Here is a 14900-nt window from a genome sequence, read left to right as displayed (position 1 = left end):
TCCCTTACACTGCTTCTCGAGTACTGGAGTCTTCCATGCCCCGTTTTCCCGACCACTTGACCGGCCCCGGTCCCAGCAACCCCTTTCCCGGCATCAAGGTGCTGGAGCGGCGTATCGGCCGGGAGATCCCTCATCGTCTGGGCTCCAACGAGGGGCTCGACATGCCCCACCGGGCGCTGCGGGAACGCTTCGGCGACGCCATGGTGGAGCACGTCTACTGCTACGGCGATTCGGAAGCGCTCGGGGTACGCCAGCGGCTTGCCTCCCTTTATGGCCTGCCGCTGGAGGCCATCCTGGTGGACGCCGGCGCCGACAGCCTGATCGCCCTGGCGCTGCGCACCGTGGCCACGTCCGGCTGTACGGTGGTGAGCGCCAGCGGCACCTATCCCACCTTCGGTTACTTCGCCCGTGGCCAGGGCTGTCATCTCGTCGAACGGCCTTATCGGGAGGCGCCGGGCCTGCTCTCGCCCGACCTCGAGGCGCTGCTGGCCAGCGCCCACGAGCACCGGGCCCGGCTGGTCTACGTCGCCAACCCCGACAATCCCAGCGGACATCTCCACAGCGACGAGGAGATCCGCCGGCTGCGTGCCGAACTTCCCGATGACTGCTGGCTGCTGCTCGACGAGGCCTACCACGACTTTCGCGACGACGCCGACTCGCCGTTCAGTCGCGAGGTCCTGCCCGGGGTGATCCGGCTGCGCACGCTGTCCAAGGCCCACGGGCTGGCCGGGATGCGCATCGGCTACGCCATTGCCGAGCCGGAAACCCTGGCCATGATGATGAAGGTACGCATCCATTACGCCGTATCCGCCCTGACGCTGGCCGTCGCCGAGACCGTGCTCGATCACCACAGCGAGGTGGAAGCGCACATTCGTGACGTCAAGCAGCGCCGCGAACGCCTTGCCCGGCATTTTCGCGACCTGGGTGCCGACGTGCTGCCCAGTGCGACCAACTTCATCGCCATCCGCCTGCCCAGCGCGGAGCTGGCGGGACGACTCAATCAGGAGCTGCTCGAAGCCGGCCGTCTCATCGCCCGCCCCGCGCATCCGGATCTCGGCCACGTGCTGCGTATCACCGCCGTGGAGGATGCCCTGGTGCCCGGTCGCTTCGAGATCCTCGAGCGTGCCATCACCACGAACGGGGGTTCTAGCGTTCGATCCTGAGCCCGTGCTTTTTCAACTTGCGCACCACGCTGGGCTGGCTGACCCCCAGCCGCTCGGCAATGGCATAGGTGCTCGCTAGCGTACGGCACATCTCCTCCAGCACGCTGCGTTCGGCACGGGCCAGATAATCGTTCAGGCCTTCGCCCTGCGTCAGCGTCGGAACGGCCGCCGTGGCCCGATCGGGCGACGAGACCGCCACCGGAGCCGCCGTCTCGGCGCGGGTCGGTGAGTGAATCAGGTCGCCCGGACTCGACAGCCAGGCGCGCTCCAGCCAGTTCTCGAGCTGGCGCACGTTGCCCGGCCAGTCACCGCCCATCAGCTCGGACCAAGTGCTGCCATGCAACAGCTTGCGCTGGCCATAGCGCTGGTTGAGCCGCTCCAGGCACGCCTCGACCAGGGCCGGAATGTCCTCGCGACGCTCGCGCAGGGGCGGCAGGGTCACCGGAATGACGTTCAACCGATAGTAGAGGTCGAGGCGGAAGGCGCCGCTCTCCACGCGCCTGGCCAGGTCCTGGTTGGTGGCCACCACCAGGCGGAAGTCGACCCGCCGCGGGCGGGTGTCGCCCAGCCGGGTGACGCTGCCGTCCTGGATCACCTTGAGCAGTTTGGTCTGCATCGGCAGCGGCAGCTCGCCGATCTCGTCGAGAAACAGCGTGCCGCCCTCCGCCTGTTCCAGCAGCCCGGCCTTGCCCTGTCGCGCCGCCCCGCTGAAGGCGCCCGGCTGGTAGCCGAACATCTCCGACTCGAACAGGTTCTCCGGTATCGCCCCGCAGTTCACCTCGACGAACGGCCCTGCGTGACGCCGGCTCCAGCGATGCAGCTGGCGAGCGAAGGCGGTCTTGCCCACGCCCGACTCGCCAAGCATCAATACCGTGGCATCCGACGGTGCCACGCGCTTGAGCAGCAGGGCCAGCTCCCGCATCACGTCGCTGCGCACCTGGAGCTCGTCCAGCGCCGCCTCGAGCTGGCCATCCTCGGCATTGCCGCCGCCCTGGCTGCGCTTGAGGTGCTCACTGAAGCGCTTTTGCAGCAGTGCGTATTCGTCCTGTAGCAGCTGCAGGTCGGTGAGGTCGCGAGAGCGGCTGACGATACGTGCAAGTTTGCCCTCGACGTACACCGGATGGGCCTCGGCAATGACCCGCCTGCCGGTACCGGTCACCTGCATCAGCTGAGCCGGCTTGCCGTTGCGGATCACCTCCAGGCTGATGGAGGGCTTGAGCACTCCCTCCGCCTCGAGCCGCTGAACGGTACTGCCGATAAGGCGCTCCCGCGCCATGCCGTAGACCGCCGCCGCTCCCGGGCTGACGTCCAATACCAGCCCCTCACCGTCGACGATGAAGAAATGGTCGTTGGCCGTTTCGACGATGGTCCTGATCACTTCCCGGTCGATGTCACTCATGCCTTCCACCGATGCAAAGATGAATCCTGATTCAATCATGCATCACATGAGCGGCGATGGCGATTCAATCTTGCATCACCCGGGGCGGCAAAATCCCATGATGGCAGGCCGCACGGGGTTGGCACGAAAGCTGCTATAGGCAGGGGAGAGACGTTCCCAGACCCAACGTTACGCAAGGAGCCGACCATGCCCGACTTCAACCAGCCGCTCGGCGGCAACGAGATGCCGCGCTTCGGCGGACCCGCCACCATGATGCGCCTGCCCACCCAGCCTACCGCTGCAGGGCTCGACGTGGCCTTCATCGGCGTACCGCTGGACATCGCCACCTCCAATCGTCCCGGCACGCGCCTGGGCCCGCGCCAGATCCGCGACGAGTCGCGCATGCTGCGCCCCTATAACATGGCCACCCGCGCCGCGCCCTTCGACAGCCTGCAGGTGGCCGACATCGGCGACGTGCCGATCAACACCTTCCATCTGCCCAAGACGGTGGACATCATCAGCGCCTTCTACGACGAGGTGCTCGGCCATGGCTGCACGCCGCTGACACTGGGCGGCGATCATGTGATCACCCTGCCCATCCTGCGCGCCATCGCCAAGAGGCACGGCCCGGTGGGGCTGATCCATATCGACGCCCATGCCGACGTCAACGAGCACATGTTCGGCGAACCCATCGCCCACGGCACGCCGTTCCGCCGCGCCCAGGAAGAGGGGCTGCTGGCCCACGGCAAGGTGGTGCAGATCGGCCTGCGCGGCACCGGCTACGCCGCCGAAGACTTCGACTGGTGCCGCCAGCAGGGCTTCCGCGTCGTCACCGCCGAAGCGTGCTGGTATCGCTCGCTCGAGCCGCTGATGGCGGAAGTGCGCGAGCAGATGGGCGACACGCCGGTCTACGTCACCTTCGATATCGACGGGCTCGACCCCTCCGTGGCTCCCGGCACCGGCACCGTCGAGATGGGCGGGCTGACCTCCGCCCAGGGGCTGGAGATCGTGCGTGGCACCGCCGGGCTCAACATCGTCGGCGGCGATCTGGTCGAGGTCTCGCCGCCCTACGACCCGAGCGGCAACACGGCGCTGATGGGTGCCACCCTGCTCTACGAAATGCTCTGCGCCCTGCCCGGCGTGAAGCGTCGCGACTGACACAAGCGTGAAGCGACGCGACTGACACAAGCGTCGCAATTGACCCGACACCACCTGATCCTACAACGACAACCCAAAGGGAAATCCCATGTCCTCCACTGATACCACCCAGCGAAACGTTGCCGCCCAGGCGCCTTTCGAGCGTGGCAGCCTGCTGAAATTCCTGCTTCCCTCCGCGCTCGGTGTCGGCCTGTTCCTGATTCCGTTCCAGGTCGGCGACACCATCAACATCGGCATGGGCCTGATGGCCGACGGTCTCAAGGCGCTGCTTGCCGGCGCCCTGCCGGCCATCGCCGTGGTCGTGCTGGTGCTCTCGGTCCTGGCCACCAGCTGGGTCAAGCTGGCCCGCCCGGGCTGGGCCGAGAATGGCGTGCTGCGCGACATGTTCCACGTCGGCCCGGTGTGGTTCGGCATGCGTATCCTGGGGGCCGCCTTCGCCCTGATGACCTTCTTCCAGTTCGGCCCCGAGTTCGTCACCGCCTCGTTCACCGGAGGCGTGATGCTCAACGACCTGGCCCCGGTGCTGCTGACCTTCTTCTTCTTCGCCGCCCTGTTGCTGCCGTTCCTGGTCGAATTCGGCTTCATGGAGTTCATCGGCAGCCTGGTGCGCAAGCCCTTCCGAGCCATCTTCAACCTGCCCGGCCGCAGCGCCATCGACGCCACCGCCTCATGGATGGGCTCGGGCACGGTCGGCGTGCTGATCACCACCCAGCAGTACGAAAAAGGCTATTACAATCGTCGCGAGGCGGCGGTGATCGCCACCAACTTCTCCATCGTCTCGATCGCCTTCAGCCTGCTGATCACCAGCTTCGTCGACATCAACCACATGTTCGTGCAGTTCTATTTCACCGTGGTGGTGGCCGGACTGATCGCCGCGGTGATCGTGCCGCGCCTGCCGCCGCTGTCGCGCAAGCCGAACACCTACTACGAGCCGGTGGGCTGTCAGCTGGCCGAGAAACGCACCGAGGAGATGGGCCTGCTGCGCTATAGCCTGACCCAGGCCGTACGTCGTGCCGAACATGCACCCGGCCCCAGGGAACTGGTGCGCAACGCGCTGTTCAACGTCGCCGACATTTTCCTCGCCCTTTTGCCGCTGGTGTTCGCCATCGGTACCGTGGCACTGATCCTGGCCGAGTTCACGCCGCTGTTCACCTGGCTCTCCTACCCCATGGTGCCGGTGCTCGAGCTGCTGCGCATTCCCGAGGCCCAGGCGGCCGCTCCCGCCACCCTGGTGGGCTTCGCCGACATGTTCCTGCCGGCGGTACTGGCGACCAACATCGAGAGCGAGCTGACCCGCTTCGTCATCGCCTGCCTGTCGCTGACCCAGTTGATCTACATGTCGGAGATCGGCGCGTTGCTGCTCAAGTCGAAGATCCCGCTCAAGCTGTGGGAGCTGGTGGCCATCTTCCTGCTGCGCACCGCCATCACGCTGCCGATCATTGCCTTCATGGCCCACACTTTCTTCTTTTGATACCGCAAGCAACGGGCTTCGAGCATCGAGCAGTTCGTAGCCCGTAGCCCGTAGCCCGTAGCCCGTAGCCAGAGAGGTTTACCCATGACTTGTGCCCAGTTGCTGTTGCGCCTGTTACGCGATACCTATGGCGTCGACACCGTGTTCGGCATTCCCGGCGTGCATACCGTGGCGCTCTATCGCGGGCTGGAGAATGGCGGCGTGCGCCACGTCACCCCGCGCCACGAGCAGGGCGCCGGCTTCATGGCAGACGGCTATGCCCGCGCTACCGGCAAGCCCGGTGTGTGCCTGATTATCACCGGCCCCGGCATGACCAATATCGCCACCGCCATGGGTCAGGCGCTGGCCGATTCGATCCCCATGCTGGTGATCTCCAGCCTCAACCGCCGCGACACCCTGGGGCGCGGTCAGGGCCGCTTGCACGAGCTGCCGAGCCAACAGCAACTGATGGCAGGGGTTTCGCGCTTCAGCCATACCCTGCTCGACCCCGCCGCACTGCCGGAAGTGCTGGCCCGCGCCTTTGCGGTGTTCGAGAGCCAACGACCGGGGCCGGTGCATATCGAGATTCCCATCGACCTGTTCGACGCCCCGGTGACCTCAGCCGAACTGCCGCCCCCGGCTCGCCTGTTCCGTCCGGCACCGGATCCCGAGGGGCTGGCCCTGGCCGCCGCTTGGCTACGTGAGGCGCAAAGGCCCCTGGTGCTGCTGGGCGGCGGTTGCGTCGAGGCCCCCGCGGCGGCCCGCACCCTGGTGGAGCGGCTCGACGCACCCACCGTTACTACCATCAACGCCAAGGGCGTGCTGGGGCGCGACCACCCTCTCGATCTGGGCGCCAACGCGGCGCTGCCCGCCGTGCGCGAGCTGGCCCGCCATGCCGACGTCATCCTGGCCGTGGGCACCGAGCTCGGCGAGACCGACTACGACGTGGTCTTCGACGACGGCTTCGAACTGCACGGCAGGCTGATCCGCATCGACCTCGAAGCCCAGCAGCTGGTGCGCAACCAGCAGGTCTCGCTGGGCCTGGTGGGCGATGCCGGGCGCAGCCTGGCACTGCTCGCCGAGTTCTTCCCCGAGGCGCTCTCACGAGCCGGCAGGGAACGCACCGCGGCCACCCTCGCGGCGCTGGGGCTCGCTGCCGACCTGGCCTTCGCCCCCTTCGTACCCTTCTATGCCGTCCTGCGCGAGGCACTGCCCGAGGCGATCCTGGTCGGCGACTCCACCGCCCCGGTCTACGCCGGCAATCACCTGGTCTCGCAGCCCGAGCCGCGCCGCTACTTCAACGCCTCCACCGGCTACGGCACCCTCGGCTATGGGCTGCCTGCCGCGCTGGGCGCCCAGTTGGGCCAGCCCACACTTCCCGTGGTGGCCCTGGTCGGCGACGGCGGCGTGATGTTCACCCTCAGCGAGCTCGCCACCGCCGTGGAAGAGCGCCTGCCGGTAGTGATCGTGCTGTGGCACAACCAGGGCTATGAGGAGATCCGCCGCTACATGGATGCCCATGGCGTCGCGCGTTGCGGTGTCGACATCCAGGCGCCCGACTTCCAGACCGTTGCCGCCGGCTTCGGCTGCCTGGCCACCCGGGTCGGCAATCCCGCCGAGCTGGCCCGGGCCCTTGCCGTTCGCCCCAACGGCGGCCCCTTGCTGATCGAAGTGGACGCCAGCGCCTGGCTCGAGGCCACCGAATCATGAAGAGTGTTCCTATGCCGCAACTCGACAGACAATTCATCGACAACCGCTGGGTGTCATCGCGAGGCGAGCGCTACCTGCCGGTGATGAACCCTTATCGCGAGGAGACGATCGCCGAGGTCACCGCCGGCCATCCGGACGACGTCGACGATGCCGTTGCCGCAGCACGTCGCGCCCTACCGGCCTGGCGGGAGCTGTCCGGCGCCCAGCGCGCCATCTACCTGGAGGGTTTCGCCGATGGCTTGAGCCGGCGCCGGGAGGAGCTCGTCAGGCTCTCCTCGACCAACAACGGCAAGGTACTGGCCGAGGCCGGCATCGATCTCGATGACGCCATCGCCTGCTACCGCTACTACGCCGGCCAGGCCCGCGCCCTGGACGAGCGCCAGGGCCGGCTCGTCGAGCTGGAGACGGCGGGCGTGGAGGCACGCTGCTATCACGACCCGGTGGGCGTGGTCGGGCTGATCACGCCGTGGAACTTCCCGCTGGTGACCAGCGCCTGGAAGCTTGCCCCGGCGCTTGCCGCCGGCTGCACGGTGGTGCTCAAGCCTTCCGAGGTCACCCCGCTGCCCGAGCGGGCCCTGGCCGAGATCGCCCAGGAGATCGCCCTGCCAGCCGGCGTTTTCAACCTGCTGTTCGGTGACGGCGAGGGCATCGGCGCACCGCTGGCCGCCCACCCCGGCATCGACAAGGTCTCGTTCACCGGCAGCAACCGGGTCGGAGAAGCGGTGATGCACGCCGCCGCCGAACGCGCCGCCGACATTTCGCTGGAACTCGGCGGCAAGTCGCCGATCCTGGTAATGGGAGATGCCGACCCCGAGCAGGCCGCCGACTGGGTCATGGCCGGTATCTATTTCAATGCCGGCCAGATCTGTTCCGCCACCTCGCGGCTGATCGTCCACCAAGCCGTCGCCGAAAGCCTGTACGACGCCTTGGCGGCACGTATCGACGCCCTGGTGCTGGGCGACCCCCTGGATGAGGCTAGCGACATGGGGCCGCTGACCAGCGCCCGCCAGCGCGAGAACGTCCAGGCCTATCTCGCCGTCGCCGAGCAGGAGGGGCTCAGGGCGGTGCGCGACGCCAGCCACCGCACACTGCCGTCACGGGGCTATTTCCTCGCCCCCACTCTCTACCGCGACGTGCCGACGCAGAGCCGCCTGTGGCGCGAGGAGATCTTCGGCCCGGTGCTGTGCGCACGCAGCGTCGCGAGCGAGGAGGAAGCGATCATGCTGGCCAACGACAGCGACTTCGGCCTGGCCGCCACGGTGGTGAGCGCCGACCGGGAGCGGGCCGCGCGCATCGGCCGCGCCCTGCAGGCCGGCAGCGTCTGGCTCAACGGCGAGCAACTGGTGCTGCCCGAAACCGGCTGGGGCGGCTTCAAGCGCAGCGGCATCGGTCGCGAGCTTGGGCCCTGGGGGCTTTCCGCCTACCTGGCGGTCAAGCATCTCGTTGGCCCGGCCTGACATGGGAGGACGCCCTTTCCACGCTGACATGCCGTAGAATCGGGCCGATGCCAGGTATCAAGGAGGACACCGATGATCCGCATCCGCCCCTACCAGTCGGGTGACTGGCCCGCCATGTGGGATTTCATTGCCCCGGTGCTGCACGCCGGCGACAGCTACGCCGTACCGCGTGACATCGGGGAATCCGACGCCTACCGCATGTGGGTCGAGCTGCCGCGCGCCGTGCGCGTGGCCGAGGATGCCCGCGGGCGCGTTCTCGGCACCTATTTCCTCAAGCCCAACCAGCCGGGCCCCGGCGACCACGTGTGCAACTGCGGCTACCTGGTGGCCGAGCAGGCCCGCGGCCAGGGCATCGCCAACAAGCTGTGCGAGGACTCGCTGCGTGTCGCGCGTGAGCTGGGTTTCACCGCCATGCAGTTCAACATGGTGGTCTCGACCAACGAAGTGGCGATCCGTCAGTGGCAGAAGCACGGCTTCGAGATCGTCGGCACCCTGCCCTGCGCCTTCCGCCATCCCCAGTTGGGGTTGGTCGACGCCCATGTGATGTACCGCCTGCTGTGAGAAAGGCCGGCGCGAGCGAATCGCCGCGCCATGGCCACCAACTCGGTAGTTAGCCTGTTACTTGATAATGGTCTAATGATTGACCCTGTCGGGCTGGCTGGGGCATCCTCCACAACGGTTTGACCCGACAAAGGAAAATTAAAAATGAAAACGTTCGCACGCAGCACGCTGGCACTCGGCATCTCTCTCGCCCTGGTTTCCGCTGCCCAGGCCTCAGATTTCGAGGACATGGATCCCGTCACCCTGCGCCTGGCCCATGTGGTCAACGAGCAGGACGGTTTCCACATCGCCGCGGTCAGGTTCCAGGAACTGGTCGCCGAGCGCACCGATAGCACCATTTCCATCGACATCTACCCCAATGCCTCGCTGGGCGATGAACGCACCCTGCTCGAGGGCATGCAGATCGGTACCGTCGACATGGGCGTGATCACCAACGGCCCGGTGGCCAACTTCGTCGAGGAGATGGCGGTGTTCGAACTGCCGTTCCTGTTCCCCTCGCCCGAAGCCGCCTACGAGGTCCTCGACGGCGAGATCGGCCAGGAGCTGCTCGACAAGCTCGCCGACGTCAACCTCAAGGGCCTGGCCTACGCCGAGCGCGGTTTCCGCAACCTGACCAACAGCGAGCATGCGGTACGCAGCCCCGATGACCTTGACGGCCTGCGCATTCGCGTCATGGAAAACCCCGTCTACACCGACACGTTCCGCGAACTCGGCGCCAACGCCATTCCCATGGCCTGGACCGAGGCCTTGACGGCCATGCAGCAGGGTACCATCGACGGCCAGGAGAACCCGGTCAACGTCATCCACTCGTTCAAGCTCTACGAGACCCAGGATCACATGACGCTGTCGCGCCACACCTACGCGCCGGCCATCTTCGTCATGGGCATGCCGGCCTGGAACCAGCTGCCGGAAGCCGCCCAGGAGGTGCTGATCGAAGCGGCCCAGGAGGCCGCCGAGCACGAGCGCCGCATGAATGCCGAGATGGAGGCCGACCAGCTCGACGAGCTGCGCGCCGCCGGCATGGAGATCGTCGAGGATCCCGACCTCGAGGCGTTCCAGGCTGCCGTGGAGGGGGTCTACGAGAAATACGGCGACCAGTTCGGCGACTACCTCACCCGCATCCGCGAGGCCCTGCAATAAGTGAACGCTCCGCTGCACGCTCTCACGAGCTTGCTGCAGCGTAGCGAGCGCGCCCTCGACGCCGTCATCCAGCCCATCGTGTTCCTGGGCATGGCGGCGTTGATCGGCGTGATCACGCTGCAGATCGTCTCCCGCGTCTTCTTCACCGCGGTGGGCTGGACCGAGGAAGTCGCGCGCTTCCTGCTGATCTGGATCACCTTCCTCGGCGCCACCCTGGCGTTCCAGCGTGGTCGCCATATCGCCGTGACCTTCGTCGTCGACGCCCTGCCCCCGCGCCTGGCCCAGCTGGCGCGTATCGCCGCGGTACTGGTGGCACTGGGCTTCATGATCGCGCTGATCGTGATCGGCTACCGCTACATGCAGGTGCAGAGCTTCCAGCGCTCGGCTTCGCTACGGCTGTCGATGACCTATGTCTACGCCGTGATCCCCCTCGCCGCCGCCATCATGGCCTGGTACGCCCTGATCGACATCGTCGAGTTCATCGTCAAGGGACCCAAGGCAGGCGAGACCGGCAGTGACACCGCCGAGGAGCCGCCGCCATGACCGCCCTGCTGTTCGTGCTGTTCTTCGCCTTCATGCTGCTGGGCGTACCGATCGCGCTCGCCATCGGTGCCAGTACGCTGCTCGCCCTCAACGCCCAGGGCGTGCCGCTGATGGTGGTGACCCAGCAGATGTTCCAGGGCATCAACTCCTTCGCCCTGGTGGCCGTGCCCATGTTCATCCTGGCCGGCGACCTGATGGCCCAGGGCAAGGTGAGCGAGAAACTGGTCGATTTCGCCGACTCGCTGTTCGGCTTCCTCAAGGGCGGTCTCTCCATCGTGTCGGTGGGCGCCGGCATGTTCTTCGCGGCCATTTCCGGCTCCGGTGCCGCCACCACCGCCGCGGTGGGCTCGAGCCTGGTGCCGGAGCTCAAGCGCAAGGGCTACGATCCGGCCTCGGCGGCCAGCCTGATCGCCGCCAGCGGCACCATCGGCGTGGTGATACCGCCTTCGGTGCCGATGATCATCTATGCCGTCATCGCCCAGCAGTCGGTATCGAAGCTGTTCCTGAACGGCATCGTGCCGGGCATCCTGATGGGGATCGGGCTGGCCGCCATCGCCATCGTCCAGGCCTATCGGCGCAACTACCCGCGCGGTACCGCGCTGTCACCGGCGACGATCTGGCGCACCTTCAAGGGGGCCAGCTGGGGCCTGATGACGCCAGTGATCATTCTCGGTGGCATCTTTTCCGGCATTTTCACGCCGAGCGAAGCGGCCGTGGTAGCCGTCAACTACGCCCTGCTCGTCTCGCTGTTCGTCTATCGCGATCTTTCCTTGGCCGACGTCTATCGCATCCTGATCCGCTCGGCGATCACCACTGCGGTGATCATGCTGGTCATCGCCACCTCAGCCGTGCTGAGCTGGACGCTCTCCAGCTGGCAGGTCCCCGGCGCCATCGCCCAGGCGGTGCTGTCTCTCTCGACCAACCCCTACGTGATCATGCTGCTGGTAGTGGCGGTGATCCTGCTCACCGGCGTGTTCATCGAAACCGCCAGCGCCCTGATCATCCTCACGCCGGTGCTGCTGCCGCTGGTCGGCCAGCTCGGCATCGACCCGATCCACTTCGGCATCATCATCGTGATGGGCCTGGCGATCGGCATGATCACGCCGCCGGTGGCCATCAACCTCTACGTCGCCTCGTCGGTGACCCAGCTACCGCTGGAGCGGATCACTCGCGCCATCCTGCCTTACCTGCTGGGCCTGATCGCGGTCCTGCTGCTGGTGGTCTATGTCCCGATCCTGCTGGGCTGGTCGGGATGAAGCCGCCTCAACCACTTGACGACCTTGCGGCCTGGCCTCAGGCTGGCCGCTGAACCACCATCGAAGGGATTCCACGTGATTACCATGCTGCGCCTTGCATTTCCTCTTGGTCTTGCCCTTGGCCTCGCCCTGCTCGCGGGCTGCACCACCTACACCTACGAAGACGGCAACCGCGAGACCCTATGGGGCGTCCCGGCCGAGGAGGAAACCCGGCGCTACGAGGACGATCGCCAGGCCGAAGGCGTACGCTATCGCGTACCTGGGCAGGTCGATGAGACCCGCAGCGAAGCGGAGCAGTGACACCGCTCAGGCATGCAGGCGCAGCACCACGCTGAGGTTGTTGGCCGGCATCTCGATGGTTTGTTCCAGCATGAAGCCATGCGCCTGGGCCTCGGTCACGACGCTCTCGAGATCGCGTACTCCCCAGCGCGGGTCGCGCGCCTTGAGATCGGCATCGAAGGCGGCGTTGCTCGGCGCGGTATGGCGACCGTCACGGCGGTACGGTCCGTAGAGATAGAGCACCCCGCCCTCTCGCAACCGCTGCGCCGCTCGCGCCATCAGCGCTTCGGTCACTTCCCACGGCGAGATGTGCACGAGGTTGATCGCCACCACGGCGTCGAAGGGACCGGCCGGCCAGATTCCCCCGACATCCAGCGGCAAGGGCGCGCGCAGATTGGCGAGGCCGGCGTGTTCGCGCCAGGCGGTAATCGAGTCGCGCGCCTCGGGATTGGGGTCGCTGGGCTGCCACTCCCAGCCGGGCCTTGCCGCGGCAAAGTGCACCCCGTGCTCCCCGCTGCCGCTGGCCACCTCCAGGATCCGGGCCCGTTCGGGCAGGATCACGCTCAGGACATCGAGTATCGGCTGGCGATTGCGAGCCGCGGCTGGGCTCATCATGCGGCGGCTCATGGTCTCGGTCGGCCTCGCTGTTCATGGTCGGTCAATGGATACGAACAAGGCCCCGGTGTCAGCCGGGGCCAGCATCTCACGCATGGCAACTCACGGATGGCGGCGACGCTGGTGCTCTGCCGTCGAGCGCGCCTGACGACCACGAAAGCCGTCGATCATCTGCTTGCCCTTGCGCTTGAGCCTCTCACGATTTTCCGGTTTGCGCAGCCACCATGCGGCCGCGAGTCCTATCAGCCTCTTCATACCTGACCTCCTGTTGTCGGGCGAGTGACTCTTCCTGTATGGACCGCGGCACGGGTCAGGTCAAGCGTAGCGGCCCCTTCCGGGCAGGTCTCCCGCCACGCCGTCATTCGCCAAGCATGGCTTCCTCTGCCATGGTTAAGGTGGTTCAACCACCATGGAGGAAGTCATGACGCGAACGGCACGTGTCGAGCCGATCAGGGGAGAGAGTCGCGAGGCGGTTCTGGTAAGCGGTTGGCGGGTGCTCGACGTCACCGATCCCGACCTGCCACAGGAGATCTCGCGCCACGATACCGAACCGGAGGCCATCGAGGCCGCCCGGCAATATGAGCACGAGACCTCGCTCGAACCCGGGTCACCCCCCGACGACACTCAGGATTACGACGCCTCCGATCCCCAGGGCGGCAAGGAGATCTGATGCAACGTACCCGGCGTTGCCGCTCGCATGGCACGCCGGGCTGCGTATCCGAACTCTCTCGCTCAGGATGTCGGCTGCGCACTGCCGGCCGCCGCCTGGGCCTGCATGGCCTCGGCGATGTACGCCTCGCTGCGCCGATTGGCCGGGCGATCCCTGAGACCGGCCCAGTACGCCTCGAACTCGGGGCGCCTCTCCAGCGTACCGAACTGCATGCCCCAGCCGATATGCGAGCCGACATAGACGTCCGCGGCCGTGAAGGTATCGCCCGCAATGTATCGGCGCCCCGCTACCGCCTTGGCCAGGGTTTCGACGACGGCTTCATAGGAGCCGCAGCCGAACTGCATCTCGTGCTCCGCCGTGAGCGAGAAACCGGCATGCTTGAGCGACAGGGCCATCTCCACCGGGCCTGCGGCGAAGAATAGCCAGCGATAGTAGTCCCCGCGAGCCTCGGCTGCCGGCAGCAGCCCGGCCTCGGGGAAGGTTTCGGCAAGGTAGGCGCAGATCGCTGCGGCCTCGGTCACCACGGTATCGCCATGGCGTATCGCCGGCACCTTGCCCATCGGATTGACGGCCAGGTACGTCGGCGACTTCATCGGCGCCCCGAACTCGAGCACCTCCATGCGGTAGGGCTGGCCGATCTCCTCCAGCATCCAGTGCACGATGCCGGCCCGTGACAGCGGGTTGGTGTAGAAAACGATGTCGTGTTGCATGTGGCACTCCTCCCTTCGGTTTGAGGTAGCACCAGCATACGACTCGACACTGACAGATTCTGGCAGCAGTGAGTCCAGCCACTCCCTTTCCAATACTGCCCTCGCCCGTGGGTAGCGCTCCTCGAGCGGACTGGCCGCCTCGATGCGATCGGTTCGGAAGCTGCGGAAGGCCTGTCTCAGTTCACACCAGCCGACCACGAGACGCGTCGACTCGAAGAAGGCAATCGCAAAAGGCCAGATCAGACGTGACGAGCGCTTCCCCTGCTGGTCGCGATAGTCGATGTGCAGCTTGCGTTCGCGGCGGATCGCGCGACGCAGCGTTTCGAGGTCGACGACCTGGGGTCGCTCCCAGCCGGGCCCCACCCACAGCGCTGAGTCCTGCATCCTGTGCCGCAGTTCGCCCGGCAGCACGGCGGTCAGCTTGGCCAGGGCATCCCCTGCCGCAAGCGACAGGCCATCGTCGGCACGGCGACCCACCCACCTGAGCCCCAGGGCGAGCGCTTCGAGCTCCTCTTCCGTGAACATCAGCGGCGGCAGCATCAGGCCGGGGCGGAGCAGGTAGCCCATCCCCGGTTCGCCGTCGATCTCGGCGCCGATGGCGCGTAGCGAGGCAATGTCGCGATAGAGGGTGCGCAGCGAGACCCCCAGCTCGCGAGCCAGCGAATTGCCGCTGACCGGACGGCGATGGCGCCGCAGCACCTGCATCAGCTCAAGCAGCCGCGTGGTACGTGACATGCCGGACCTGCCTCGTTAATTCCATTGACACGACGCCGCGCTCCCGCTCATATCGCGCTCATCCATAGGCTGTCT

15 protein-coding genes are annotated in these 14900 nt (G+C 66.6%); 11 read left to right on the top strand and 4 right to left on the bottom strand.

Going from position 1 to position 14900, the window contains the following annotated elements; translation table 11 throughout:
* Positions 1–35: 35 nt before the first annotated feature.
* A complete protein-coding gene (locus HNO51_RS10025; protein WP_209539113.1) occupies positions 36–1163 on the top strand; it encodes a pyridoxal phosphate-dependent aminotransferase in 1128 nt (375 codons plus the stop codon).
* On the opposite strand, the gene HNO51_RS10020 is transcribed toward HNO51_RS10025, so the two are convergent.
* Positions 1147–2562, bottom strand: a complete 1416-nt coding sequence (locus tag HNO51_RS10020; protein WP_197450847.1) for a sigma-54 interaction domain-containing protein — start codon at positions 2560–2562, stop codon at positions 1147–1149. The two genes, HNO51_RS10025 and HNO51_RS10020, sit on opposite strands and share 17 nt — an antisense overlap.
* 186 nt (positions 2563–2748) lie before the next feature.
* Between HNO51_RS10020 and speB the strand changes: the two genes are divergently transcribed.
* The 9 genes from speB (at position 2749) to HNO51_RS09975 (ending at position 12116) form a co-directional block, all read left to right on the top strand.
* Positions 2749–3699 carry an agmatinase gene (speB, locus tag HNO51_RS10015; RefSeq protein ID WP_159551923.1) on the top strand — a complete coding sequence of 317 codons (951 nt, stop codon included), beginning with the start codon at positions 2749–2751 and terminating at the stop codon, positions 3697–3699.
* Positions 3700–3787: 88 nt separating this feature from the next.
* Positions 3788–5170 carry a YjiH family protein gene (locus tag HNO51_RS10010; protein WP_209539112.1) on the top strand — a complete coding sequence of 461 codons (1383 nt, stop codon included), beginning with the start codon at positions 3788–3790 and terminating at the stop codon, positions 5168–5170.
* An 84-nt stretch (positions 5171–5254) separates the two neighbouring features.
* Positions 5255–6859: a 5-guanidino-2-oxopentanoate decarboxylase gene (locus HNO51_RS10005; protein WP_209539111.1), complete on the top strand. Its 1605-nt coding sequence runs from the start codon at positions 5255–5257 to the stop codon at positions 6857–6859.
* Between the two features lie 11 nt (positions 6860–6870).
* Entirely contained in the window at positions 6871–8316 is a 1446-nt protein-coding gene (locus HNO51_RS10000; protein WP_209539110.1) for an aldehyde dehydrogenase family protein, read from the top strand.
* A gap of 72 nt (positions 8317–8388) precedes the next feature.
* Complete coding sequence (locus tag HNO51_RS09995) at positions 8389–8877, top strand: GNAT family N-acetyltransferase (protein ID WP_197450843.1); 489 nt, start codon at positions 8389–8391, stop codon at positions 8875–8877.
* Positions 8878–9021: 144 nt separating this feature from the next.
* Positions 9022–10017 (top strand): TRAP transporter substrate-binding protein, encoded by a 996-nt coding sequence (locus HNO51_RS09990; protein WP_209539109.1) that lies wholly within the window; start codon positions 9022–9024, stop codon positions 10015–10017.
* On the top strand, positions 10018–10560 hold the full coding sequence (locus tag HNO51_RS09985) for a TRAP transporter small permease (RefSeq protein ID WP_242597244.1): 543 nt from the start codon (positions 10018–10020) through the stop codon (positions 10558–10560). It abuts the gene before it with no gap.
* Positions 10557–11816 (top strand): TRAP transporter large permease, encoded by a 1260-nt coding sequence (locus HNO51_RS09980; protein WP_209539108.1) that lies wholly within the window; start codon positions 10557–10559, stop codon positions 11814–11816. The genes HNO51_RS09985 and HNO51_RS09980 overlap by 4 nt, the downstream gene beginning before the upstream one ends.
* A gap of 84 nt (positions 11817–11900) precedes the next feature.
* Positions 11901–12116, top strand: coding sequence for a hypothetical protein (locus tag HNO51_RS09975; protein ID WP_159551913.1), 216 nt, complete (start codon positions 11901–11903; stop codon positions 12114–12116).
* Between the two features lie 6 nt (positions 12117–12122).
* Here the strand turns inward: HNO51_RS09975 and HNO51_RS09970 are convergent, their stop codons facing one another.
* Complete coding sequence (locus HNO51_RS09970) at positions 12123–12710, bottom strand: DUF938 domain-containing protein (RefSeq protein ID WP_234283495.1); 588 nt, start codon at positions 12708–12710, stop codon at positions 12123–12125.
* A gap of 102 nt (positions 12711–12812) precedes the next feature.
* Entirely contained in the window at positions 12813–12965 is a 153-nt protein-coding gene (locus HNO51_RS09965; protein ID WP_209539107.1) for a hypothetical protein, read from the bottom strand.
* 166 nt (positions 12966–13131) lie between these two features.
* Here HNO51_RS09965 and HNO51_RS09960 point away from each other — a divergent pair, with 166 nt between their 5' ends.
* Complete coding sequence (locus tag HNO51_RS09960) at positions 13132–13380, top strand: hypothetical protein (protein WP_209539106.1); 249 nt, start codon at positions 13132–13134, stop codon at positions 13378–13380.
* 62 nt (positions 13381–13442) lie between these two features.
* On the opposite strand, the gene HNO51_RS09955 is transcribed toward HNO51_RS09960, so the two are convergent.
* The gene (locus tag HNO51_RS09955) at positions 13443–14825 is read right to left on the bottom strand and encodes an HTH domain-containing protein (RefSeq protein ID WP_209539105.1); all 1383 of its coding nucleotides are present in this window, start codon (positions 14823–14825) and stop codon (positions 13443–13445) included.
* Positions 14826–14900 lie beyond the last annotated feature (75 nt).

Source organism: Billgrantia sulfidoxydans (assembly GCF_017868775.1).
Taxonomy (GTDB): domain Bacteria; phylum Pseudomonadota; class Gammaproteobacteria; order Pseudomonadales; family Halomonadaceae; genus Halomonas; species Halomonas sulfidoxydans.
This window is presented reverse-complemented; position numbering and strand designations above follow the sequence as displayed.